The sequence below is a fragment of the Psychrobacter immobilis genome (assembly GCF_904846235.1).
Classification (GTDB): Bacteria; Pseudomonadota; Gammaproteobacteria; order Pseudomonadales; family Moraxellaceae; genus Psychrobacter; species Psychrobacter immobilis_C.
In genome coordinates this window covers 64,846-89,414 of the sequence record NZ_CAJGZN010000002.1, presented here as the reverse complement: position 1 = coordinate 89,414, position 24,569 = coordinate 64,846, and the positions used below count along the sequence as shown (strand labels likewise).

General features: G+C 43.6%; 25 protein-coding genes and 1 tRNA gene. 12 read left to right on the top strand and 14 right to left on the bottom strand.

What is annotated here, in order from left to right:
- The first annotated feature begins 10 nt into the window (after positions 1-10).
- The 4 genes from JMX07_RS01680 to JMX07_RS01665 all read left to right on the top strand — a co-directional run bounded on the left by JMX07_RS01680 (position 11) and on the right by JMX07_RS01665 (position 4,303).
- Complete coding sequence (locus JMX07_RS01680) at positions 11-1,162, top strand: imelysin family protein (RefSeq protein ID WP_201605773.1); 1,152 nt, start codon at positions 11-13, stop codon at positions 1,160-1,162.
- 3 nt (positions 1,163-1,165) lie between these two features.
- Positions 1,166-2,728, top strand: coding sequence for a DUF1513 domain-containing protein (locus tag JMX07_RS01675; protein WP_201605771.1), 1,563 nt, complete (start codon positions 1,166-1,168; stop codon positions 2,726-2,728).
- A gap of 197 nt (positions 2,729-2,925) precedes the next feature.
- Positions 2,926-3,477 carry a M48 family metallopeptidase gene (locus tag JMX07_RS01670; RefSeq protein WP_320157997.1) on the top strand — a complete coding sequence of 184 codons (552 nt, stop codon included), beginning with the start codon at positions 2,926-2,928 and terminating at the stop codon, positions 3,475-3,477.
- Between the two features lie 223 nt (positions 3,478-3,700).
- The gene (locus JMX07_RS01665; RefSeq protein WP_201605769.1) at positions 3,701-4,303 is read left to right on the top strand and encodes a methyltransferase domain-containing protein; all 603 of its coding nucleotides are present in this window, start codon (positions 3,701-3,703) and stop codon (positions 4,301-4,303) included.
- On the opposite strand, the gene JMX07_RS01660 is transcribed toward JMX07_RS01665, so the two are convergent.
- Together JMX07_RS01660 and JMX07_RS01655 are read right to left on the bottom strand one after the other, a co-directional pair.
- The gene (locus tag JMX07_RS01660) at positions 4,281-4,952 is read right to left on the bottom strand and encodes a hypothetical protein (RefSeq protein ID WP_201605767.1); all 672 of its coding nucleotides are present in this window, start codon (positions 4,950-4,952) and stop codon (positions 4,281-4,283) included. The genes JMX07_RS01665 and JMX07_RS01660 overlap by 23 nt on opposite strands.
- Before the next feature lie 39 nt (positions 4,953-4,991).
- Entirely contained in the window at positions 4,992-5,903 is a 912-nt protein-coding gene (locus JMX07_RS01655) for a hydrogen peroxide-inducible genes activator (RefSeq protein WP_101206008.1), read from the bottom strand.
- A gap of 268 nt (positions 5,904-6,171) precedes the next feature.
- Between JMX07_RS01655 and ahpC the strand changes: the two genes are divergently transcribed.
- A complete protein-coding gene (gene ahpC / locus JMX07_RS01650; protein ID WP_057761534.1) occupies positions 6,172-6,738 on the top strand; it encodes an alkyl hydroperoxide reductase subunit C in 567 nt (188 codons plus the stop codon).
- Positions 6,739-6,907: 169 nt separating this feature from the next.
- On the opposite strand, the gene JMX07_RS01645 is transcribed toward ahpC, so the two are convergent.
- Positions 6,908-7,156, bottom strand: coding sequence for a YdcH family protein (locus tag JMX07_RS01645; RefSeq protein WP_201605765.1), 249 nt, complete (start codon positions 7,154-7,156; stop codon positions 6,908-6,910).
- Positions 7,157-7,595: 439 nt separating this feature from the next.
- Here JMX07_RS01645 and ahpF point away from each other — a divergent pair, with 439 nt between their 5' ends.
- A complete protein-coding gene (gene ahpF / locus JMX07_RS01640; RefSeq protein WP_201605763.1) occupies positions 7,596-9,173 on the top strand; it encodes an alkyl hydroperoxide reductase subunit F in 1,578 nt (525 codons plus the stop codon).
- Between the two features lie 258 nt (positions 9,174-9,431).
- On the top strand, positions 9,432-10,880 hold the full coding sequence (locus JMX07_RS01635; protein WP_201605761.1) for an alanine/glycine:cation symporter family protein: 1,449 nt from the start codon (positions 9,432-9,434) through the stop codon (positions 10,878-10,880).
- 73 nt (positions 10,881-10,953) lie between these two features.
- Here JMX07_RS01635 and JMX07_RS01630 read toward each other — a convergent pair whose 3' ends face one another.
- From JMX07_RS01630 to JMX07_RS01605, 6 genes are all read right to left on the bottom strand, one after another.
- Positions 10,954-11,706, bottom strand: coding sequence for a glutathione S-transferase family protein (locus JMX07_RS01630; protein ID WP_227684583.1), 753 nt, complete (start codon positions 11,704-11,706; stop codon positions 10,954-10,956).
- Positions 11,707-11,884: 178 nt separating this feature from the next.
- Positions 11,885-12,742 (bottom strand): bile acid:sodium symporter family protein, encoded by an 858-nt coding sequence (locus tag JMX07_RS01625; protein ID WP_201605759.1) that lies wholly within the window; start codon positions 12,740-12,742, stop codon positions 11,885-11,887.
- A gap of 376 nt (positions 12,743-13,118) precedes the next feature.
- Entirely contained in the window at positions 13,119-13,451 is a 333-nt protein-coding gene (locus JMX07_RS01620; protein WP_057761521.1) for a TIGR01244 family sulfur transferase, read from the bottom strand.
- A 67-nt stretch (positions 13,452-13,518) separates the two neighbouring features.
- Positions 13,519-13,845: a beta-lactamase hydrolase domain-containing protein gene (locus JMX07_RS01615; protein WP_057761519.1), complete on the bottom strand. Its 327-nt coding sequence runs from the start codon at positions 13,843-13,845 to the stop codon at positions 13,519-13,521.
- Between the two features lie 236 nt (positions 13,846-14,081).
- Positions 14,082-15,785, bottom strand: a complete 1,704-nt coding sequence (locus JMX07_RS01610; RefSeq protein WP_201605757.1) for a SulP family inorganic anion transporter — start codon at positions 15,783-15,785, stop codon at positions 14,082-14,084.
- 46 nt (positions 15,786-15,831) lie between these two features.
- Complete coding sequence (locus JMX07_RS01605; RefSeq protein ID WP_057761516.1) at positions 15,832-16,119, bottom strand: ArsR/SmtB family transcription factor; 288 nt, start codon at positions 16,117-16,119, stop codon at positions 15,832-15,834.
- A gap of 378 nt (positions 16,120-16,497) precedes the next feature.
- Here JMX07_RS01605 and JMX07_RS01600 point away from each other — a divergent pair, with 378 nt between their 5' ends.
- From JMX07_RS01600 to trxC, 3 genes are all read left to right on the top strand, one after another.
- Positions 16,498-17,370, top strand: coding sequence for an MBL fold metallo-hydrolase (locus JMX07_RS01600; RefSeq protein ID WP_102091850.1), 873 nt, complete (start codon positions 16,498-16,500; stop codon positions 17,368-17,370).
- A 159-nt stretch (positions 17,371-17,529) separates the two neighbouring features.
- Positions 17,530-18,150 (top strand): class I SAM-dependent methyltransferase, encoded by a 621-nt coding sequence (locus tag JMX07_RS01595; RefSeq protein ID WP_102091851.1) that lies wholly within the window; start codon positions 17,530-17,532, stop codon positions 18,148-18,150.
- A gap of 159 nt (positions 18,151-18,309) precedes the next feature.
- Positions 18,310-18,747, top strand: a complete 438-nt coding sequence (gene trxC / locus JMX07_RS01590) for a thioredoxin TrxC (protein ID WP_102091852.1) — start codon at positions 18,310-18,312, stop codon at positions 18,745-18,747.
- Positions 18,748-18,950: 203 nt separating this feature from the next.
- Here trxC and JMX07_RS01585 read toward each other — a convergent pair whose 3' ends face one another.
- The 4 genes from JMX07_RS01585 to JMX07_RS01570 all read right to left on the bottom strand — a co-directional run bounded on the left by JMX07_RS01585 (position 18,951) and on the right by JMX07_RS01570 (position 21,384).
- Positions 18,951-19,346 carry a hypothetical protein gene (locus JMX07_RS01585; protein WP_102091853.1) on the bottom strand — a complete coding sequence of 132 codons (396 nt, stop codon included), beginning with the start codon at positions 19,344-19,346 and terminating at the stop codon, positions 18,951-18,953.
- A gap of 165 nt (positions 19,347-19,511) precedes the next feature.
- The gene (locus JMX07_RS01580; RefSeq protein ID WP_101205742.1) at positions 19,512-19,871 is read right to left on the bottom strand and encodes a SirB2 family protein; all 360 of its coding nucleotides are present in this window, start codon (positions 19,869-19,871) and stop codon (positions 19,512-19,514) included.
- A 74-nt stretch (positions 19,872-19,945) separates the two neighbouring features.
- Positions 19,946-20,266: a BolA family protein gene (locus JMX07_RS01575; protein WP_201570681.1), complete on the bottom strand. Its 321-nt coding sequence runs from the start codon at positions 20,264-20,266 to the stop codon at positions 19,946-19,948.
- A 305-nt stretch (positions 20,267-20,571) separates the two neighbouring features.
- The gene (locus tag JMX07_RS01570) at positions 20,572-21,384 is read right to left on the bottom strand and encodes a M48 family metallopeptidase (protein ID WP_102091855.1); all 813 of its coding nucleotides are present in this window, start codon (positions 21,382-21,384) and stop codon (positions 20,572-20,574) included.
- A 530-nt stretch (positions 21,385-21,914) separates the two neighbouring features.
- Here JMX07_RS01570 and JMX07_RS01565 point away from each other — a divergent pair.
- Together JMX07_RS01565 and JMX07_RS01560 are read left to right on the top strand one after the other, a co-directional pair.
- Positions 21,915-21,989, top strand: a tRNA-Gly gene (locus JMX07_RS01565).
- Between the two features lie 209 nt (positions 21,990-22,198).
- Positions 22,199-23,605 (top strand): Na+/H+ antiporter NhaC family protein, encoded by a 1,407-nt coding sequence (locus JMX07_RS01560; protein ID WP_201605755.1) that lies wholly within the window; start codon positions 22,199-22,201, stop codon positions 23,603-23,605.
- A gap of 34 nt (positions 23,606-23,639) precedes the next feature.
- Here JMX07_RS01560 and JMX07_RS01555 read toward each other — a convergent pair whose 3' ends face one another.
- The gene (locus tag JMX07_RS01555) at positions 23,640-24,545 is read right to left on the bottom strand and encodes a LysR family transcriptional regulator (RefSeq protein ID WP_101205745.1); all 906 of its coding nucleotides are present in this window, start codon (positions 24,543-24,545) and stop codon (positions 23,640-23,642) included.
- Positions 24,546-24,569 lie beyond the last annotated feature (24 nt).

Here is a 24,569-nt window from a genome sequence, read left to right as displayed (position 1 = left end):
CGAGAAACCTATGAAAATAAACCACGCTTTGGCAATGGCGCTATCTGCATTGAGTGCTGGACTGCTGATCAGTTGTGTCAAACCTGCCGATGACAACAAAGCTGCAGATGTAGACAGCCAAAAAGTTGTGCAAGACAGTGCAGCTACTGACAGCTCAATAGAAAACAGCAAAGAAAGTACTGAGCAAATCGTTGCAGTAGATATCAGCCCTGAGACTGCAAAAACGTATTTGACGCATGTGGCAGACGATATCGTGATTCCTGCGTATGCTGATGCAGCCAAGCAAAGCGATCTGTTGAACGAACTGGCGCAGAAACATTGTACCCAAGCTCCAGTAAGTGGCGATGAGCTACAAGCATTACGTGCACAGTGGCTAGTATTGGCACAAGCTTGGTCAAGTGCTGAGATGGTCAACTTTGGTCCTGCGACTGCCAGTATGAGCAATCTGTACATCAACTACTATCCTGACGAGCGCGGACTCGTACATAGTGGCGTGGCTGATTTAATCGCTGCCAATCCAAAACTAACGCCAGAGCAGCTTGCTGGCGAGAGCGCTATCGTACAAGGCGTGCCAGGATTAGAAGAGGCTTTGTTTGCCAATGATAGTTTAGACGCTGGTCAGTGTGCTTACGTGATTAGCGCCAGTAGTGCGTTGAGCACGCGTCTAAAAGACATCGAGAAAAACTGGCAGCAAAACGCGACTGATTTATTGGCGATAGAAAAAACAGCAGAGAGCGATAGAGGCCTAAATCAGTGGATTAACTCTCTACTATCATTGATTGAGACCATGAAGTCTAATGCCATTGATCAGCCACTCGGTCTGACAGGTAAAGCAAAAGGTCATTTACCTGCTGCTACTGCTGGACAAAGCCGCGCTATCATCAATGCTAAGTTAGATACTATCAATAAAGCCATGACTGACCCAGTACTGACGGCTATTCTTGGTAGCAATGATGAAAACAAGGTTTCGGATAATCTATCAACTGCACTTGCTGATACGACTGCATTATTAGCACAAATGCCAGAAGATTTATCAGAGGCTAGTAAGGACGACCAACAAGCGTTGTATGATCATCTGACTGATGTCACTCGTCTGATTAAACGCCAGTTAATCCCAGCACTTGGTATCCGTGTGGGGTTTAATAGCACTGATGGCGATTAGACAATGTCTACTATCGAAGCGAGTACAGCAACGTCAGCAGCCCAGACTCATGACCAGATGAATAGGTCTAATCGGTCTGGGAGAACTTCGTCAACTCATGAGATTTTGACGACTTCAGTGCTGACAGCAGTGGGTACGGCGGCGCTGGTCGGTATTCACCATCGTTATCGTAAGCAGCAGCATCCAGATGCCAGTCTACAAGATTATGTGGAGGGTATTCGTACGCAACTGCAGGTATTACGAGCGGCACCTGTTTCAACGCCGAAGCTTTCACGCTTGCGCTATGCTTGTGAGCAAGCAGCGGCAACCTGGAAGCAGGCTTATCATGCTGCAGGTGATGATAAAATTGATGTACCTAATTATGCTGCTGTGCATACAACAACGATGCTAGCACGACCAGTCAGCTGGGTCAGTGGCGTCGCATCACTGCCAAAAGATCAGAACTCATCAAGCCAAAATGAGCCTGACTTTGGTGTGGTAGGTATTGATGCTGACAGACAAATCGTTTGGCAAACGACTATGCCTGAGCGTGTCCACGACATCGTTGTTCAGCCTCTGCCTGTCAATGTATCTGAAGCTCAAACTCAGCATAATAATGTCGAGCAGAGACGTGATGTCGTCGTCATGGGTCGTCGTCCAAGTGAAAGATTTTGGGTGCTTAATACGTCAAATGGGCAAGTACAACATGCGATCAAAGCTGATGTAAACCGTCACTTTTATGGTCATGCTTGCTATAGCTTAGATGGCAGCTTGCTCTACGTAACCGAGAACGACACAGTGAGTTTGGCAGGTAAAATTGGTATCTATGATGCCAATGATGCTTATAAAAAAGTAGCAGAATTTGACTCATATGGTATCGGCCCGCATGAGCTGATTATGCATCCTGATAGCGAAACGCTCGTCATTGCAAATGGTGGTATCAAAACCGAGCAGGCCTCACGCGAAGAGCTAAATCTAGATACCATGCGACCATCACTGGTTTATCTGAATCGTCATGATGGCACATTGCTTGAGCAAGTGACTCCAGAGCATAATCAGATGAGTGTGCGCCACTTAGCCATGCACGATGACGGCACAGTGATGATCGGTATTCAGTTCCAAGGTGAAAAACATATCAATGTACCGTTAGTGCTGACTCATAAACGTGGTGACGCCAGCTTTACACCACTCACTATGCCAAACAATCAATGGCAACGCTTTCACCAATATATCGCTAGCGTGGCGGTAGATAGTGAGCGTAACCTACTGTGTGTGACTACACCGATTGGCGGCTGTGCAGCAATTTATGATTTACATACCCGAGAGCTGATTGATGATGTAAATCTGCCAGATTGTGCAGGGGCTTCGGTGTTAGCTAGTTCTAGTGCTTCAATGAGTACAATTGATAAACATACCGAGCCGACAGGATTTATTGTCAGTGATGGTCAAGGGCAGTTAACCGCGTTAAGAGTAAATGCTTTACCAGAAGTAAAATTGAACGTAGACGATGTTGAACCTCATGAGCGGATTATCAAAGACAGTCAACTGCATATGATGTCGTTTGACAACCATTTGCAAGCACTGTGATACGTGACATTCAACAAGAGTGACAGCTGAATAGGTATGACTATTAATAATGACTATCAATAGAATGACAGTAATAGTCAGCCAAGGAGTAGAGCATTAGCTTAGACACCAATTTAGATACTGTCAGACAGCAGCTTGGGCAAGCAGGCATCGAGCTACACATCAGTAAAAAGCGTGTTAAAAATATCAATTTTCGCTTGAAGCCTCATACGTTGATGGTCTCTGCACCGATGCATGTCAGCGCATCACAAATGTTGCATGCTGTGGCTAAGCGGGTGCCGTGGGCTATTGCAAATCACCAACAAGTATTAGAGCAATACAAACGTAGACAGAATACGTCATCAGACTTTTCAACTGCTAATAATTCAGTGTTGTTATGGGGTACAGAGCAATCATTTAGGCTCAGCCCCGATCAAAAAATCACCTATTATCGGCAACAACTCTCCGAAGTCACACCTGCATTATTTGATAAGTGGCAGCCAATCGTTGGCGTTTATGCCAATGAAATACGATTGAAAAAAATGCACACACGTTGGGGCAGTTGCAACACGCGTGCAAAGCGAGTTTGGCTTTCAGTCTATCTTCCTGCCTATCCTATCGAATGCACCGAATACGTAATCGTTCATGAGCTGTGCCACTTGCATCACGCCAACCATAGCCGAGCGTTTTGGCAAACGGTTGCCACAGCGATGCCAGATTATCAGCAATGGCATAACATGCTAGCGGGCAAAACAGGGCAGCTGGATTAAACCTATTACCTAACTATCTAACCATTTAAATAGTTCTAATAAATATCTCGATATCATCTGTGTAACATTCATTATGCAGAGCACCTAGTCCTATTTTTATCATCATTTTTAAAATAAGGACACGCCTTTAAAATAGGGACACGCCCGAATAAGCCTGATATGATAATGAATAACGGTACAAATCGTGTCGTTTAAACAGCAGGTTTATATAAAGGGATGTCATATGGAAAACGTCAACCAAGCGGAGTTTTGGCAGCAGCGTTATGAAAAGAACAGCATCGGTTGGGATATGGGGCAGGTATCACCACCGCTCAAAGCTTATATCGACCAGTTATCTGAGAGCGCAAAAGATCAGGCGATACTAGTGCCAGGTGCAGGTAACGCCTATGAAGTGGGTTATTTATATGAGCAAGGTTTTACCAATGTCACGCTGGTTGACTTTGCCCCTGCACCGATTGAGACGTTTGCAGAGCGCTATCCTGATTTTCCCTCTGAGCATTTGATCTGTGCGGATTTTTTTAGCTTATCAGCTGAGCAGTATCAATTTGATTGGATACTTGAGCAGACGTTTTTTTGTGCGATTAATCCATCTCGCCGTGATGAATATGTGCAACAGATGGCAATGCTGTTAAAGCCACAAAGTAAACTGGTTGGGTTGTTGTTTGACACGGATTTTGGACGCAAAGAGCCACCATTCGGCGGCAGCAAGGAAGAGTACCAGCAGCGTTTTCAAAGTCATTTTGATATCGATATTATGGAGCCCAGCTATAATTCACATCCAGCACGGCAGGGTAGTGAGCTATTTATAAAGCTGCGAGCGAAGTAAGCTCGCGCTTGATATTATCTCGAGCTTGTGTTTCCAACTGATTGTAGTAATGGTCAGTTAGATAAAGCTTGGGATGTGCTAGTAATCCTTGCAACACTGCAGTGCGCCCATCACGGTAGTTGTCATCGGCGACGTGTGCATATTCTTGACGTATCGCCTTTGCATACTGTTTGTAGATAGGCCAAGGCGCACCCAAGATACTTAAATCCATATCTAACAGATACGCTGCATCGTTGTATTTGTCACTATCTACCAACGTATCTAGCTGATGATTAGCCGTCATCATAATGAGGGCATGAATCTGTTGGCATTGCTCTGTGCTTAGATAAAAGCCCAAGGCCTCTGTCGCAAATTCTGCACTTTGCAGCTCGTTGTCGGAGCGTGCTGGGTCGTATATTACATCATGATAGTACAGTGCTAATGCAATGATATGCGGCTCAGACAGAACCTGCTTAATATTCTCAAACTGTACCAATAACTGCTCAATGTGATTGAGTGTATGGTAAGCACGTTGTGGTTCACCATAGCGCGTCACGATATTTTGCCAAAGTCTATCTACTTGCTTTGGCGAGATATCACTGGTCATAGTTGACAAATGCTGTGCAAAGCACTTGCCAAGCTCATCATGCTTATTTGAGACAGTTTTCATATGTCGTTTTTCACTATGACCGTGGTAAAGATGGTTTGATTATTCTTTGTTAGCTACCGCATCTTTAAATGCTTTATTAAACACCTCACCAAGCAAGCTAACATCATCGACACGCGCATAGTTCAGACGGGTGACAAAGGCAATATGGCGATGCGGCCCGTCTTCAGCCAATGGTATGGCGACGGCATTTTGGTTTTGCAGGTGTAGCTGATCGAGCGCCATTTCAGGCACGAGGGTTGTGCCCATATTGGCAAGTGCCATTTGAATCAAAGTATTTAAACTGGCATCTGAGAAGCTTGACTTCATCTGGGCACGGTCAAAATGACAGACAGACAGCGTCTGATCGGTTAGGCAGTGTCCTTCACCAAGTAACATTAGATTGGCAGTCGCCAGTTCATCAGCATTGATGGTCTCAAGCTTGGCATGTATGTCGTCTTTTGGGAACACGGCAAAGAAGTCTTCACTCCAAAACTCAAAACTGTGTAGTCCATCTACCGCATACGGCAGCGCAATGATAGCCGTATCGATATGACCGTAGCGCACTTGCTCAAGCAAACGTTCTGTCTGTTGTTCGACGATAGTCATGCGGAACTCTGGATATTGAGCACGCAGCGCAGGCAGTACTTTTGGCAGCAAATAAGGCGCAATCGTCGGAATGATACCGACAGTCATAGGATAGGCAAGTGGCGTCTGATGGCTGTGAGCACGCGTGGTCAAATCACTCACTTCAGAAAACACTCGCTGCGCACGCGTGAGGATGTCTTGACCGATAGGGGTAATCAATACCTGCTTATTATTGCGCTCAAAAATCTGAGTATCTAGCTGTTTTTCTAATTCTGCGATACCCAAACTCAGTGCAGACTGCGAGATATTGCAATCTTCTGCTGCACGTTTAAAATGACGATGTTTGGCGACGGCTAGGGCAAACTCAAGTTGTCGTAAAGTAATCATAAAACCTCTCTATTAGTGGGTTTTTAATGCAATTTATTATGTTTGGTCAACCTTTATAAGGTAGCAAATTACTAATTAAGCACCAATGATAAAATGTAGAGATAATAGTTTAACAAGTTTAATAAAACAAAACATCACATTAAAAACTTTTAACTGGATTAACCATAGAATTCGCGTATAGTTTGTCAAGTAGCCCAGAGAGCTAGAGGGCTAATTGAAGAAACCATATAAATAATTTCCAATTTACTTAACTATAGAGGAGCCAACCATGGCGTCTATCATCAATCAAGAAATCCCAGAATTTTCAGCAGATGCATACGTAAACGGTGAGTTCAAAACCATCACTTCAGAAGACGTAAAAGGCAACTGGGCGATTTTCCTATTTTACCCAGCTGATTTCACGTTTGTTTGCCCAACTGAGCTAGAAGACATGGCCGCTCACTATGACGAGCTAAAAGGCCTTGGTGTTGAAGTATACTCAGTATCTACTGACACGCATTTCACGCATAAAGCATGGCATGATTCTTCAGAAGCTATCGGTAAAGTACAATACCCAATGATCGGCGATCCTACTGGTAAAATCACTCGTGGCTTCAATGTCATGATTGAAGAAGCAGGCTTGGCTGAGCGCGGTACGTTCTTAGTAGATCCTGATGGCTTGATCCAAGTTGCTGAAATCCATGCTGGCGGTATCGGCCGTAGTGCAAAAGACATGCTACGTAAAGTAAAAGCAGCACAGTATGTTCGTGAAAACGACGGTGAAGTTTGCCCAGCAGCTTGGGAACAAGGCGGTGACACATTGAAGCCAAGTCTTGACCTAGTTGGTAAAATCTAAGTAGTTATTTTGTACTTAGATAAAAGTAGCGCTGTATCTTAAACATCTGATTTAAGTCAGTGCTACAAATAAAGACCCCATTAACATAAGTTGATGGGGTCTTTTTACGTCTTAAGCATAGGTATTGTTAGTATTATTTTTCAGCATATCTCTAAGTATAGACGCAATATTAAGCGCGAGACTGTGCTTTATTTTTATCAATGGTTTTATAGATCTCGTCCTTAAGCTGTAGCTTTCGTCGTTTCATCTGTTCGATTTCTTCGTCGCGACTGGTATGCTTGACCACATCGTTTTCAAGCTTATTAATTTGCCTATCTAGAGTCGTATGCTCGTCAAAGATACTCGCAAAATGCGTGTCCTTTTGCTTAAGCTCATCGATAATATCACTGTGATCTTGCCATGTGTCTGTCATTGTCATGTTGTCATCCTTGTTATTTAGTGCAAGCTTAGAATAAGCGTAAGCACGTTATGGTTAAGACGCTTATGATGGTGAGACTTTTTTTGGAAGGGGTGAACGTTTAATGGTAATAAAGGTAGTTACTTCACGATATTGATAATGCATATTGCTATCCATACCATTCGATTGTAGCGAAAAAATAGACCATGTACCATCACTATCATTTGTTTGTGTATTTGTATTTAATTGTTTAAAGCGATAAACGATTAGTTTTATAAAACATAAAGTTTGAGTTTCTCAGCTTGCCGAAACTCGCTAAACGCTTGATAATAGACACATCAAAGGGCAAGAGTCCACTATATATAACCTTTTATACAAAATTATTAACACCAACTATTTTATATTTAGACGCGTAGCATGACAGCTGCCGTTACATATTCAGTCATAATGAGGAACAAACATGATAGATCAGAATTTATTAGATGCCGTTAAGAGCTATAGCGAAAATATGACACGCCCAATTACTTTTGTATTGGGTGCTGGTGCGCATGCAAAACGTGCAGAATTGGTAGATTTTTTGACCAAGATTGCTGGAACGACAGACAAAATCAACTTCGATGCAGAAGCAAATGACGATAGTTTGCCAAGTGCGATTAGTTTCAAAGTAGTCAGTCACATTGATGGCGCATCAAACGACACTGGTATCGTATTCAGCGGTATCCCAGGTGGTCATGAGTTTACGTCATTGATTTTGGCGATTCTGCAAGCGGGCGGTCATACGCTAAAGTTGGATGAAGGTATCCAAAAGCTAGTTAAGCGCTTTAATAAGCCATTACAGTTCCAGACCTACGTGTCATTGTCATGCCATAGCTGCCCAGAAGTTGTTCAAGCATTGAACCAGTTTGCGCTACTAAACGATGGTATCAGTAATGAAATGATTGATGGTGCATTGTTCCAAGAGCAAGTAGAAGCGAACAAAATCCAAGGCGTACCAGCTGTATTTTTGAATGGTAAGCCATTTGCTAACGGCTTAATCGACACTGCTAAATTGATCGGAAAATTGCAAGAGCAGTTCCCTGACTTATTGTCAGAAGTAGAAGACGATGCTGAGCAATTAGAGCAGCAAGACGTCACTATCATCGGTGCTGGCCCTGCAGGTGTGGCTGCTGCTATTTATACAGCGCGTAAAGGCCTAAAAGTTACAATGGTCGCTGACCGTATCGGTGGACAGGTAAAAGATACGCAAGATATCGAAAACTTGATTTCAGTACCGCTAACCAATGGTACAGATTTATCGACCAACTTTGTCAAGCACTTGGCCGAATATAACATTACATTAAAAGAGCATGTGAGTGTTAAAGAAATTGGCGAGACTGAAGAAGAGAACTACAGTATCCACCTAAATACTGGTGAGACTTTTAATACTCGTAGTATTATCTTAGCGACAGGTGCTCAGTGGAGAAAGCTTGGTGTACCGGGCGAAGAAGAGAATATCGGTAAAGGTGTGGCTTTCTGTGCGCATTGCGACGGCCCATTCTTCAAGGGTAAAGATATCTCAGTGATCGGCGGTGGTAACTCGGGTGTGGAGGCAGCACTAGATTTGGCAGGTATCGTTAATCACGTTACTGTACTCGAGTTCGCTGATGAATTAAAAGCTGACCAAGTACTGATCAACAAAGCTAAAGAAAAAACTAACATCGAGTTCATTACCGGTGCAGAGACGCAAGAGATCAAAGCGACTGATGGCAAAGTATCATCTATCGTCTACCAAGATCGCAGCACAGGTGAGACTCATGAGCGTGATTTATCAGGGGTGTTTGTACAGATTGGTTTAGTACCAAACACTGGGTTCATCAAAGGCTTCGTTGATCTAAACCGCTTTGGTGAGATCGAAATCGATGAGCGCTGCCGTACAGATCGTAAAGGTATCTTCGCTTGTGGTGACGTAACCACCGTGCCATTTAAGCAGATTAACATTGCGATGGGTGAAGGTAGTAAAGCGGCACTGTCAGCGTTTGAATACTTGGTCATGCAGTAAGTTATTCGGTTTAGTTTCAGTATAAAAGGCCACCTCGGTTGAGGTGGTTTTTTTGTGCTATCGCATAAATACGTCTATATAAAAAAATCCTGATAATTAGAAAATGGACTCTTAAGTAAACAAATAACGCGATTTCATTCAGAAAATATCAGTATTTACGTTACAAATTCGACATTTGCATTACAAACTCGTGTTGTTGATGCAATAATGTATGCAATAAAACCTATCATAGCGTCATGAACTATAAGGAAAATAGGTATGGAATACATTGAAGCTTTTTTTGCCCTAGTCGGGGATCTAACGTGGGGCTGGGCGCTCGTGCCTATGCTAATTATTTTTGGTTTATTATTTACCATCGTAGGTAGGTTCGCTCAGTTTAAATATTTTAAACGTATGTTCCGTGTGTTCAAAACGGATGAAGTAGGAGACGACGGAATTTCTGCTCGTCAGGCGTTGCTCGTTTCTATCGGTGGACGTGTGGGCGGCGGTAACATTGCTGGCGTTGCTGTTGCCATCTCTTTAGGAGGACCGGGAGCGGTATTCTGGATGTGGGTTGTGGCCTTAATTGGCATGATGACCAGTATTGTCGAGTGTAGCTTAGCGCAGCTTTATAAGCGTAGAGACACTGATGGTAACTTTCGCGGTGGCCCTGCGACCTATATTTTACATGGGTTAGGTAAAGACTATCGCTGGCTTGCCGTCATTTATGCTATTGCTTTACTACTGTCTTTCTCTATTGGGTTTATCGCGTTCCAAGGTAATACGGTGGCAGGTTCTGCGCTTGAAAGCTTTGGGATTGATCGCTGGATATCGGGTGTGGTGTTGGTCATTGCTGGTGGGTTTATTGTCTTTGGCGGTATTCAGCGCATTGCAAAAGTAGCTGACGTTGTCATTCCTGTGATGGCATTAATCTATATTGGTATGGCACTTGTTGTTATATTGCTCAATGTCACAGAGCTGCCTACGTTGATGGTAATGATTGTTAAAAATGCATTTGGTATTGAGTCTGTCGTGGGCGGTGGTATTGGTGTGGCGATTGAGCAAGGTATGAAGCGTGGTTTATTCTCTAATGAGGCAGGTCTAGGTTCTGCGCCTAATATTGCTGCCACCGCTTACGCTACTCATCCTGTTAGTCAGGGTATCTCGCAGTCACTGTCTGTGTTTATTGATACGATAATCGTATGTAGTGCCACCGCATTTATGATTTTACTGAGCGGCGTGTATCAACCAGGTGCTGAAGTCGATGGTATTGTACTGGCACAGCAGGCGCTAACGACCCAGCTTGGGGATTGGGCGCAGTATATCCTGACCATATCGATATTGCTATTTGCCCTAAGCTCTATCATGTATAACTATTATATGGGTGAAAATGCCATTAATTTCTTGGTCAAAAAGAATATCAAAATGGCGACTCTGGTTTTGCGAGTTGTTGTGATTGCGGTATTATTCTTGGGCGCAGTGGCTCCTGCAGCAACCGCAGTGTTCTTCTTCGCTGATCCGTTGATGGGCGTGCTAGCGCTAGCAAACTTATTGGCCTTGATAATGTTGTTTCCACGAGCTAAGCGTCTACTTGACGACTTTGCAAGTCAGTTGAAATCAGGGGTTAAAGAGCCGTTGTTCGATGCGCAAGAGTATGAGAAGCTGGACCTTGATCTGAGCGCATGGGGTAAAAAAGCAGTAAAAGAGGCATTAGAGCAAAAGCAGTAAAACGTTATGCTCGAAGTCTTATCAAACAAAAAACCACTCTGGCTAAGCTGAAGTGGTTTTTTTATGTAAGATACTATTTATTCGCCAATACGCCAACGACAGACAGTATCTCGCCTGCTTCATCTTCTTCAATAATTCGAGTTTCTGTCAGTGCTGATTGTTGCCACGCTTGTATGTGCGGATGATTTAGCATGGTTTGGCAATACTGCTTGGTAAATGGCTGCAAAGTAATATTAGATGCATCAGCATAAGTCTGTAATCGCAGCACCACTGGAGCAAAAAACACATCAGCTGCTGTGAAATCTCCGAATAAGAAACTGTCTGCTGAGCGATCTTTTAAACAATCGGCAAAAATGTCTTCGATACGAGCGATATCTGCTAAGCAAGCACTACTTGGTTGTATCTTAGCCGTTGCTCGTATATTCATCGGCATCTCGTTACGAATGCCTGTCAATCCCGAATGCATCTCAGCCACGATGCTTTGGCAATAGGCGCTATTTATCCTACTTTGATTATTATTCCGTTTTTCAGCGTTAGATTTATCATTGCCTGTCCAAATATCAATATCCGTAAAGTACTCATTAACATGAATAGCAATAGCTAAGGTGTCCCAAACGGTTACTTTATTATCTTTTTCACCATAGACTAAAATAGGTACTTTACCTGTTGGCGAATGCGCTTCGAGCGTTGGACGTGCTGATGGATGAAACAACTCAACAAGCTGATCATCAAAATCAACATTGAATGCTTTGAGCAATAGCCATGCTCGTAGCGACCAAGACGAGTAGTTTTTATTACCAATAATTAATAGCGGTTTTAGCATCATAGAGTCCTATTAAGCGATAACAGTAGCATTTTATTATGTACTCAATATTGAGTATTGCCCAGTCTATAAACCGAGCCATATTTCTATTATGTAAATCCTATTCCAAAAAAACGCCCATCTAATATTTAGACGGGCACTTATTTAGAAGGACGCTTTTTATTTATTACATTCGCTATCATCAATTCTTGTTTTTAATTAGGAAAATAACAGGCAGCGCAACGACATACATCAGCACACCGTACAAAGCAGCAGGCAGCGCGATGACGGGTAGTGTGCTCACGCCCATGATGATAGGGGCTAAGGTGATAGCCGTTGTACTATTTTGAATACTGGTTTCTATCGAGATGGTTTTGGTATCAAACCAGCTAAGCTTTAGGACTCTAGAGATTGAGATGCTAATAGCAAATAAAATAGCAATGATAAAGACCAGCTCTAAACCAATTTGAGTGAACTGTGTTTGTAGTAGTTGCCAGTTAGAGGCAATAGCAGCGAAGACAATTAGTACAAAAAATACGCTGGCCAAGCCGTTTAGAAGGCTGCTACGACGTACCATAAAGTCCGTAAATTTGTGGCGAGCAAGCATACCAAGAGATACGGGCAATGTGGTCAATAAGAACATGACTAGGCCAATCTTTATCGCGCTAATAGAGTTTGCCTGATCTTTCATAAAGTGATCAAAAGCCAACGTGATTAAAATGGGCAATGTAATGACCGATAGTATACTGACTACACCGGTCAATGCGATAGAGAGCGCGACATTTCCTTTGGCATAGTAGGTCAGCATGTTGCTAGTGACGCCGCCGGGACAAAAACTAATCAGCATAATCCCAAAAGCGATCGCTGGTGGCGGAGCCGTTACTAACACGACTGCTAGCGCAACCAACGGTACCAACACAACTTGATTGATTAAGCCGACAAAGAACGCTTTTGGATATTTGGCAATGACCTTAAAATCACTCAGTTTTAGCCCTGCTCCTAGAGTGAACATAATGTAGGCAAGTGCTAGTGGCAGTAATGCTAGCGCGGTATTATTCATCAAACATTCCTTGTAAAACTAAAATGCCATATCAAGATGGCGTTTTGAAAGTAAATAGCAGCGAGGTGACCTTGTCACCATACAGCTGCTCACATTCCATGTGTTTAGGTATTTAATCGTCTAGCTATTTAGGTGTCTCAACCACCAAGCTAGATCAAGCCTATCAAGTGATAATAGCGGTATTACGCTCGTATAGTAACCCACTTGTCGTGACTATTGAGGTTGGTCGAGGTTGTTGGTAGCTATCGGGAAGTGATTAGGCAATGATTGGGCAGTGATTGGCTAATGACGCTTTGAGCATAATGATAAGCGCAATAAAAAGCCCACGAAATTCTGTGGGCTAAATACGCTAACTTTCTAGTCTATTTATGCTGCACTAGTCGTCTAGTAAGTCCATTTGCTTGGCTGCTTCATAGATACCGTTTGAGCGGTTACCCGTGCGGCAAAAAATCAGCATTGGCTGCTCAGCTTGATTAAAGAAATCTGCAAACGTTTCGACATGAGTTTGATTTAGCTCATTACCTGCAAAAGAAATCTCTTTATAAGCAAGACCAGCTTCTTTGGCTGCTGCTTCGATTTCGGCACTGGTTGGCTGATTTGGCTCTTCACCATCAGGACGGTTATTGATAATGGTTTTAAAACCATTTTCGGCAATCATAGGCACTTGGTCAGGCGTGATTTGTCCGGTAAAGCTAACTTCATGGCTCATAAGAGCTCCTTTTTTTTATTGGTGTTGTTGGGTTTATAAAACGTGTGAGTTCGAGCGACGGTTGTTGTTATAACAGACCTTGCATCAACGCGCTTTGGTACAGTAGCTTGGCGCGTGCCCCAGTACCGCAAAACATTAATATAGGCTTGGGCATGGAGTGATAGAAATCGGCAAACTGCTCGACCGTCAGCATACTTAAGCGCTCATCATCAAACGGCAGATGCTGATACGCTAGGTTTGCCTGTTCGGTAGCCGTTGCTAAATCGCAGCTATTAGGCTGTGTCTCAATTTCGGCATCTGGGCGAATATTAAGCACTGAGCGATAACCAAGCTCAGCAATCTTAACGCATTGGCTTGGGTATATTTGCTTATAAATCGTTAAATCATCGGTCATAAAATAGGTTCAGTTATATTTGTTAAAGTATATTTATTATTGATGGTTGGGCCAAGAATATCAAAGGACTATAAATCAGCATTTTTTAGGCTGATTTCTAGGTTAATTGATTCCCTATTTAGTGCGTCTAGCATAACACAGGCGCTATCATAGCGATATTATGTTGTAGGCGAGAATAGTAATTGAGGTTGAGTGAAATTAATGTCGCAGCTATTTTATTGTGGTTACACTATAGATTATTTTAACGCATCAACAGCATCTAAGGTACTTAGATAGACCTGCCCTGATAGCTCGCTAATCAATGGTGTATGACCGATGATGTCCATCACAGGACCCTTGATAAAGCTAAAATGTAAGCGCTTGTTCTGTAGCGCTAACTCGTAATTTAAAGTGCAAAGCATTTCTTGAGCAGTCAGATCTATATGATTGACGGCGGCCATAATCAAGATGATTTCATTGGCATCGGGATATTGCTGCATGGCATTGAGGATGCGTCGATGTACAGATTCACTATTACCAAAGAACAGACTCTCATCGATACGCAACATCAATAAATTGCTAAAAGTTACGACGTCATGGCGATTGATATTACGAAAATGTCCTGTACCGCCCAATTGTCCAACGATAGCCACGTGCGGCTTACTCGACTGCCAGATGAGACTGGCGAATGACACCATTAGACCAATGACCAGCCCAGTGTTTAGCCCAAATATCAGAACACCGACGAACGCTGCTAAAAAACTAGCGCCATCTAAGCGATCACGCTGCCATGCGGACTTTAAGGTCGCAATATCTATCAGGCCAATGATGGAGGCCATGATAGTTGCGCCCAGTAGTGCATAGGGTAGTGGGGCAAGCGCATTGCTAAAGGCTATGAGTGCAGCAATCATCACCAATACGGTAACGAGACTGGCAAGGGGTGTTTTCGCGCCTGAATCGGCATTGATAGCCGTACGCGAAAAGCCACCCGCAACCGCAAAACTTTGGAACAGTCCACCAGACAGGTTGGCCAGCCCAAGTCCAGTCAGCTCGCGATTGGCATCAAAACTCTCACCACGCAAGCGAGCATAGGTACTGGCGACTGAACTGCTCGACACAAATACGATCAGTGCCATCAATCCTGCGGTTGGCAAGAGTTTCAGCGCTTCTTGTAGGTCTGAGATATGCGGTAACGTAAAGCTCGGTAGCCCTTGTGGAATACGACCGATGGTCGCGACACCATGCGTGCTCCAATGCAGGGCTATACTGAGTACGATAGCGACACCAAGTAAAATAAGCGGAAATAAGCGCTCTGCCCATTTGGCATACGACGATGATAGCCACGTCTGCCATATCCATTCACTTGCATAGCGATTGGCAACCAATAGGGCAAATGCGGTAATACCAATCGCTAAGGTCAATGGATGCAGCTGGCTGGCATAGCGTTGCATAGTAGTCAAATACCCAATCAAACTATTGCCAGTGACCGGAATGTCTGTCAGATATTTGAGCTGACTGACAAATATAAGGACCGCTGCACCGCTGACAAAGCCTGCGGACACGCCGCGACTGATAAACTGCATGATCCAGCCAAGTTTTAACCGTCCTGCAATCCATAGCAGTGCACCTACCATCAGTGCCAATAGGCTGGCCATCAGTGCGTACTGTTCAGTACCTTGCTCAGCGTAGGGCAGTAGGCCACTGGCTGTCATAATGGCGGTAATAGCAACCGGTCCTACGGCTTGCACGTTGCTAGAGCCGAGCCAGGCGTAAACGAGGACAGGTACGATCGCTGCATATAGGCCATAGACAGGCGGCAGTCCTGCCAACACTGCGTAACCTAGGCTCTGCGGTATGACCAACACGCCCACCACTATGCCTGCGACGAGATCAGTCGGCAACGCTGAGAGCTGGTATTGACGCAGCCAAGCTGGAATCAGACGAGCGACGATAGAGGACATATCAATCACCACAGTAGATAGTATAAATAATTAGGCGAGAACGGCGTTATTCTGCTTTCGCACAAAAACGTTGATACAGTAGATCGAGTACAGCTAGCGCATCCTCGCTTGCGATACTATAGTAAATTTGCTTACCTTCGCGGCGTGTGGCGACCAGCTCGTCTTTACGCAATATACCCAATTGCTGCGATAAGCTCGGCTGTCCAACCCCGACCAAATCCTCAAGCTCACCGACACAATATTCGCCTTGAGTCAATTGGCAGAGAAGAAGTAGGCGATCGGGGTGCGATAGCGACTTTAATAGTTGGCTGGCTTGTAGCGATGCTTGCTGCATTTGCTTGGCAAGATCGGCAGGTACTAAATCTGCAGTATCAGATGACCCATCGTCAGTGGGACTGCGAGTAGGTGTACCTTCGGCTGAAATAGAAGTAGTCAGAACAAATTCCTTACATTAGAGGGTAACAAATACCATGATTTTTTGAGCAATATATAGTTGATTATCAATGATATCACGCCACATAGCAAGTTATCATTAATTACATTATATAAATTGATAAATTGTATGGTGGTTGTTATATTGGTGGCATCAGATAAGTCGTAGGAACGCATTATATACGACTGAATATCATACTTAAGGGTTAATTAAACATAAAAATCCCTATGACCAAAATATGTATAAATAACTTATGTATAAATAATTAAAGAGGCCGCCATGCAAGTTCATTCTTTTTTAGATAGCGATACAGAAACCTATACCCACGTACTTGCTGATACCGAGCAAAAATTATGCGCCATTGTCGATCCTGTATTGAACTTCGATGCTAAGTCAGGCCGAACCAATACCAGCAGTGTCGATGAAGTGATTGAGTTTGTACGTGAGCAAGATTGGGCGCTCAAGTACATTATCGAGACCCATGCACATGCAGATCATTTATCAGCGGCCATCCATGTAAAAGAAAGCCTTGGCGGACAACTAGTCATCGGTCAGCATATCACCGAAGTACAAAAAATCTTTAAGCAAATTTTTAACTTTGACACGAGTTTCCGCACTGATGCCAGCCAGTTTGATATTTTGACAGACGAAGGCGAGACCTTAGAGCTTGGCAACATTACTATCACTGCGATGTATGTACCCGGACATACGCGTGCCGATATGGCCTATCTAGCCGCTGATGATGAAAAAACAGTGGTATTCGTTGGAGATACATTGTTCGCACCTGATGTCGGTACAGCGCGCTGCGATTTTCCTGGCGGCGATGCCAAAACGCTTTATCAGTCTATTCAAAAGCTGCTAGCACTTCCTGAAGATACGGTCATGTATCTGTGTCATGATTATCCAAGCAAAGGTCGTCAGCACTGCCCAACGACGACAGTAGCCGCGCAAAAACTAGAAAATATCCATGTTAAAGACAGTATAAACGAAGCGGAGTTTGTGCAGATGCGTGAGCGCCGTGATGCGACTTTAGATATGCCTCGCCTTATCATTCCTGCTGTACAAATCAATATCGATGCCGGACATTTTCCCGAGCCAGAAGACAATGGTACGCGCTATCTAAAAGTACCGATCAATGTTCTCGGTGGATAAGTTAAACAGTGCAATAACTGAAAGTCATTACCTGATGCAGTTCTACGTAAGTATCGTATGATTGATATCTATAAGAATGCTAACCTGTAGACTGTCCGTTTTTAGATACTGTGTATGACCAACTGCAAGCGCTAAAGGCGGCAATAACTGGAGAGAACAATGAACCCTTACGAGCGCTATGTGTTGCCAAAGATGATAGATATTGCCTGTAGTACGGGCAATGTCATGAAAGCACGTTCCAAAATTGTTCCGCAAGCGCTCGGTAAGGTGTTGGAGATTGGCATTGGCAGCGGTTTGAATTTGCAGTTTTATGATGCTAATAAAGTCTCTTCTATTATCGGTGTGGATCCAGCAGCTCAGATGCAGTCGCTGGCTCGTGAGCGTGCAGCTGACATTGGCATTCCGGTTGAAGTGATAGCTGTCGATGTACAAGGTATTCATGCTGATACAGATCAATTTGATACGATTGTAATGACTTTTACCTTGTGCAGTATTGATGACCCAGTAGCCGCGCTCCGAGAAATGGCGCGCGTGCTAAGACCTAGCGGTCGCTTACTATTTTGTGAGCACGGACTGGCACCAGATTCTTCTGTTGAGCGTTGGCAGCATCGATTGACGCCTTTTTGGAAGCCTATAGCAGGTGGGTGTCATTTAAATCGCGATATTCCGGCGCTTATTAGAGAAGGTGGTTTTGCTATTGATGAGTTGAGCGAAGCGTATTTGCCCGGTCCACGGCCGATGAGCTATGTGTATAGCGGTGTGGCACAGAAACTCGCATAAAGGATAAGCCCAATTAACTATGCTAAAATTATTCATGTAATCAATCAACGCAACGACGACTACAGCTATAACTACAGCAAGCAACGTAAATAGCCTTTAGATAAGAGCGTTCATGAACAGTATTTGAAATAACAAAATAATTATAATAGGAATTAAATAATGAGTGAGCAAAGTTTTCATCTAGTATGCCCACATTGCCAAGCAACCAATCGTGTACCTGCTGCACGATTAAGCGCTGCGCCAAAATGCGGTAAATGTGGTCAGCCATTATTGACTGCCAGTCCACATGAGCTAAATGCGCAAACAGCTAATAAGGTTATCCAAAAGAACGATGTACTGACTATCGTGGATTTTTGGGCGAGCTGGTGTCAGCCTTGCATCATGATGGCGCCAGAGTTCAAGAGCGCTGCTAGCCAATTGCCACAGGTGGTCTTTGCCAAGGTACAAACGGATAAATACGAGCAGGCAGCCGCTCCTTACAATATTCGCAGCTTGCCAACGATGGTTGCTTTTAGAAACGGTAAAGAAGTGGCGCGACAATCAGGCGCGCTACCAAGTCATCAAATCATCCAGTGGGTACAAAGCTTACAGTCTTAGTATTAGTCAGGCTAGATTATTTTTTCTCCAAGCTATCTAAACGCTCATGTTTTCTTATAAAAAACCGTAGCAATAAAAAAGACAATATGCGATCTGCATATTGGCTTTTTTTCTATTTCATGTACTATTTTATGGTGTCATACACTATTTTACGGTATCAGGCACTATCTTAGTCGTGCAGATAGCATTGCAATTTCTTAAGCTTACTCACCATAAATCTTGATACCATTGGCAAAGCTACAACGCTGAATGCGGGCAGATTGGACAATTGCATCACGCTCACCGTAGAGACGCGATAATTTTGCATCACGTGCTTTGGTATTGTTACTTTTGCCTAGACCAAAGCTGATATTCGGCGAGATACCCCAGCGTCCTGCAGAGACACCAACACCGACGCCTGATGCCGATAGGGTAGACTGCTCATTGCGTGCCGCTTCGACATAGCGGTTGACACGAGTATACTCTTGGCCAAGTGCTTGGCAATTATAATTTTGATAAGTACTTGGCGGTACATATTGCGGGGTGATGTTACCAGTAGAGGCACAGCCTGAGAGCGCAAAAATGCCAGCTAGTAGTGTCGCTGTCGTAAACGTTTTCATAATGGCTCCAGTGGCTAAGTGATTGTATTTATATCTATTTAAGATAGCAAAAATAGCGCAATTAAGATATTGAAAATCCATCGATGATTAAAAATTTTCGCATCATATCATCAACACATCGACAGCTTTCTAAAACGGTTGCTTATTAAAATAGAAAATCGCCTATTAAAATAAGTTTGCTGGCTTGGCAAAGGCAAGTATCACGATACCAATATAGGCAACGGCAGCGATAAGAATGCCTGTTTTTCTTTGCACAGGTGTCGCATCAACCTTAAACGCTTTAATGCTTGAACTAATAGCAGCGATCAGTAAGATAATTTTGGCAAACACCCACTGTACAGGAGCGTTGGCACCCATCAATTGCATTAGCATCATTGCACCTGACAGGATAAGCAGGGCATAGATAATATGCGTGGCTATTTTGACCACACGTGGTGCGCGGCGGTCTGCGCTGAGTACTAAGTAACTTTGATATAAAAATAGCACAACAGTCAGCGCTGCCATCAGCATATGTAGATGTTTCATTGAATATTGCTCCCTCTAAAACTGCATTATATAGGCTAATTTAAAATATGTAGTTGCGATGCAAACATAATCGGCTATTTGTTTTGACCGGCACATAATGGACTCGCAGGGCTTTGACCTTGCCATTCTGTCGGAGTATAGGCATGGATAGCGAGGGCATGTACTTGGCCGCCTTGTGAAGTGAGTAAAGGCGTGACTAAGCCATATATCAGCTGATGACGCCCGACCAGTCTTTTGCCGTCAAATGCATCGCTAACGATAGTGAGCTTAAAGTGGCTTTCTTTACCTTCAAAGTAACCGGCATGAGACATTGACTCATTAATCAGTTCGATATGCTGCGGCGCAAGCGCCTGTAATTCGGCATGAAGTGCGTCGGCAGTAGGTGTGGTATTCATAACAATCCTTCAATGTATTTTGCGCAATTTGATTGAGCAATCTGCAAATAATATTTATCGGCATTATAACAGACACGGTAAGTGGTATAGCGTGCGATTGCCAAATCGATCAACTGCAAACCCTGCTGATTACAGTGCTTATCAACTACAGTGCTTATCAACTGCAATGCTTATCAACTGCAATGCTTGTCAATTATAAAACCTGTAATGTCTGGCTATAACTAAAAAAGCAAAGCACAACGCTTTGGCTGTACTTTGCTTCTATGATATCTAAACACGCACTGATAAAGCGTAAAGGTAGCTAATTAGCGGCGCGACTGTTGATATAGAGGCGTAACTTTTGGCATCAATGACTGTAACTCTGCGATACGGCTGCTACTGGTTGGGTGAGTGCTAAGGAATTGTGGTGGCTCACCTTGGCTGGCTTTTTGCATTTTTTGCCAAAGCGTAACAGCCGCCTGAGGGTTATAACCTGCACGTGCCATCAGCTCAAGACCGATCTGATCGGCTTCGCTTTCTTGAGTGCGACTATGGGGTAGGCTCAAGCCTAAATTACCCGCAGTACCAGCTAGCTCAGCCTGTCCTTGTGATAAGCCAAATATACTAGCAGCCAGACCGATACCAGTTTGGGTCGCATACTCGCGTGACAGACGCTCGCGTGAATGCTCACGTAATGCATGAGAGATTTCATGACCCATGATAGCAGCAATCTCATCATCAGTGAGGTTCAAACGATCGATGATGCCTGAATAAAACATGATCTTACCACCCGGCACCACAAATGCATTTAGATCGTTAGACTTAATGGTGTGTACTTCCCATTGCCACTTGGCTGCATCTGCGCGATAGACGCCAACTTGACCAACCAAACGGTTCGCAATATTTTTTAAGCGGTTTAGCTGAGCGGTGTTGGTATCTAGCACACCTTTTGATTTTGCGTCTTGTATTGTTTTGGCATAGCTTTGGGCAGATAGCGCCAATACTTGCTCACTAGACACTAATAGCAACTGCTGACGATCAACACCAACCGCGCCAGTACTGGTCGTACTGGTACAGCCAGTCAAGGTCAGGGCTGACAACGAAGCGGCCATTACCGTCGTACTCAATAACTTCTTCATAAAAATATCCTCTCTATAAGATGGAAAAACATAAAGCCAAACAAGTTAAAAAACAGTGCAGCAGATGAGGGAGCCGTGTTTATTAATCTTTTAGTAGTGCTTATTCATCTGCTTAAACAGTAAAAGTCTACCTTAACTGCCATTGGACATAAGTATAATAATGTTAACCAATCAAAACCAAGGGTGAAAAAGTAACAATAAAGCGTATGATTGTAAGTGTGATATCTTTTTATTAGAGTAAGAATAGTGAGTTTTTCTTTTATCGATTGTCTTATGACCGTTATAAAGCTAAGAGAAGTGAATCCCAGACTTAAAGTTCTATAATCAATGTGAAATATTTTTAATTTAATTAAAATTAATTCCTGTTTTTAAATCAATTGCTTATGTTTGTTTATCCGATAAAAAGGGCATTTAGCTAAAAATATTAGAAATAAATTCTAAAAAAGGTGTTGACACCCACAGAATATTTGCTAAAATAGCCAGCCTATCGAGACGGAGTAGTTGTTAACAACGCTACGGATTGATACTAAGCGGGAATAGCTCAGTGGTAGAGCATAACCTTGCCAAGGTTGGGGTCGAGAGTTCGAATCTCTTTTCCCGCTCCAAATATGGCTTGAAAAAGCGCAAAAAGCCTCACTTCACAGTGAGGCTTTTTTTTATGTGTAAAATCTGTCCTAAGTCAGCTAATAGCGAAAACATAGAAATCAAAAACTAAAGCTAACTATCAGCAAGACAGAGATTATCGATATTGAAGAATAGATGCGCACCCCGAATACCTGAGCAAACTAAACCTATAGCAACATAAGGGCATCCAATGCCACCAAAACCCCTCACATTAATCAGTGCCAAGCTCGCCTTTATTATATCCGCCATCGTCATCGGTATCATGGGCATCACCATGATTGGCTTTGGCTGGGTGCCGCACCTGTCTCTTATATTGGCTATCTGTGTGCTACTGGCTATCGGTATGTATAAAGGACTCAGCTTTGATGACATGCAAGCGCAAATGGCCTCAGGTGTCATGCGCGGTATTGGTGCTATCTATTTGTTCTTCTTTATCGGACTGATGGTTGCGGCTTTAATGATGTCGGGTGCTATTCCAACGCTTATGTATGTAGGCTTTCAGCTGATCTCACCTGAGTATTACTATATCTCTGCCTTTATCTTGACCTCTATTATCGGTATTGCTCTAGGTAGTAGTTTGACGACTGCAGCTACTTTGGGCGTGGCGTTTATTGGTATGAGTAATGCCTTTGATGCCAATGTGGCGATAGCAGCGGGGGCAGTGGTATCAGGTGCGTTCTTTGGCGATAAGATGTCGCCATTGTCTGATACTTGTACGATTGCGTCTTCAGTAGTTGGTATCGATCTGTTTGAGCACATTCGCAATATGATGTATACGACAGTCCCTGCGTGGATACTGACGGTGATACTGTTTTGGATGTTCTCAGGACAGACGACCAGTGCTGATCTGAGTCAAGTGACTATATTACAAGGTCAGCTGATAGACAGCGGTCTGGTACATGGATATTCGGTACTACCCTTTGTAGTATTAGTCGGACTAGCACTGTTTCGGGTTAATGCGATTTATACGATTATCTGTACGATTGCCGCGGCACTGATTATTACTTATATCCATAGTTCACCAAGCTTTGGTCAACTGGGCGGTTATCTGTTTGCAGGCTATGCACCTGCTGAATCATTAGAGCTGGGTGAGGTAGGTGGTATGCTGTCGCGTGGCGGTGTACAGAGTATGTTCTTTACTCAGGCGATTGTGATACTAGCCCTAAGCTTAGGTGGTTTATTAACGGCACTAGGTATTCTGCCAGCACTGCTATCTGGTATTAAGGATACATTGACGACATCAGGACGAGCTATCTTTGCGGCAGCGATGTCGGCACTAAGCATTAACGTGCTGATCGGTGAGCAGTACTTGAGCATCTTATTGTCAGGTACAGCATTTCGTTCGACATTTGAGCGCTTACATCTACATCCGAAGAATCTGTCGCGGACGATTGAGGATGCGGGAACGGTGATTAATCCATTAGTGCCTTGGAGTGTGTGCGGAGTATTTATCAGTCAGGCGTTAGGGGTGCCGGTATTAGACTATCTGCCTTATGCATTCTTCTGTTATTTGTCACTGCTATTGACGCTGCTATTCGGGTTTACGGGGCTGACGATTAGTAAAGTGAAAGAAGGGACGGCGCCCCAAAATCAATAGCAATTGATATCGTTAAGGATAATAAGAGTGTTGATTAATACTGATCCCAGTACGGATTATCACCGAATTGCTCGGCAATAAAATCAATCAAGTAACGACAACGCTGCGACAAAAAACGATTCTTTGGATAAACAGCATAAGCGGTTAGGGTTGGCAATTGATAGTGTTGGAAGACAGGTACCAGCTCGCCCAGCGCCAGTTGTTTATAAGCAATAAAAGTCGGCACAAAGGTAATGCCATGTCCTTTGACTGCCAAATCTACTAAGAACTCACCATTGGTGGCTTTGATTTTGGCATCTATCGTACGATGATGACTTCTGCCTTCAGTATCCACCAAGTTTATACTATTGGTTTGACCGAGACTGTATTGCAAAAGCGCATGGTTGTCTAAATCGTCTAGCGTCTCAGGCATGCCCATTCTTGCCAAATAATCGGGACTGGCGCAAATCACACAACGAATCAATGCCAATTTTTTTGCTTGATAGCTAGAATCTTGTAGCTCGCCGATTCGAATGGCCAACTCATAGCCTTCTTCAATCAAATCGATACGTCGGTCAGAAAAATCCAGATCGAATCTCAGATTGGGATGTTTATTGGCGTATTTATCAATCACATCGTTCAGATGCATGAGTCCAAAGGACAACGGCGCTGTCATTTTTAGCGTACCTTCAATACGCATGGGAGCGTCAGTAGCATGCTCATTGACAGCGTCAACCGCACGCAAGATATTATTCACTTGCTGATAATATTGCTCACCAGCTTGCGTCAACTTAGATTGGCGGGTAGTACGGCTGATTAGTTGACTGCCTAAACGCTCTTCCAATTCTTTAAGTCGGCGGCTGACGGCTGATTTTGCAATATTTAACTGCTCAGCAGCTTTAGTAATACTACCTGCCTCAACAATGCGTACAAACATCGCCATGTCTTCTAATTGACCCATTATCGATGCCTCATGATTGTTCTT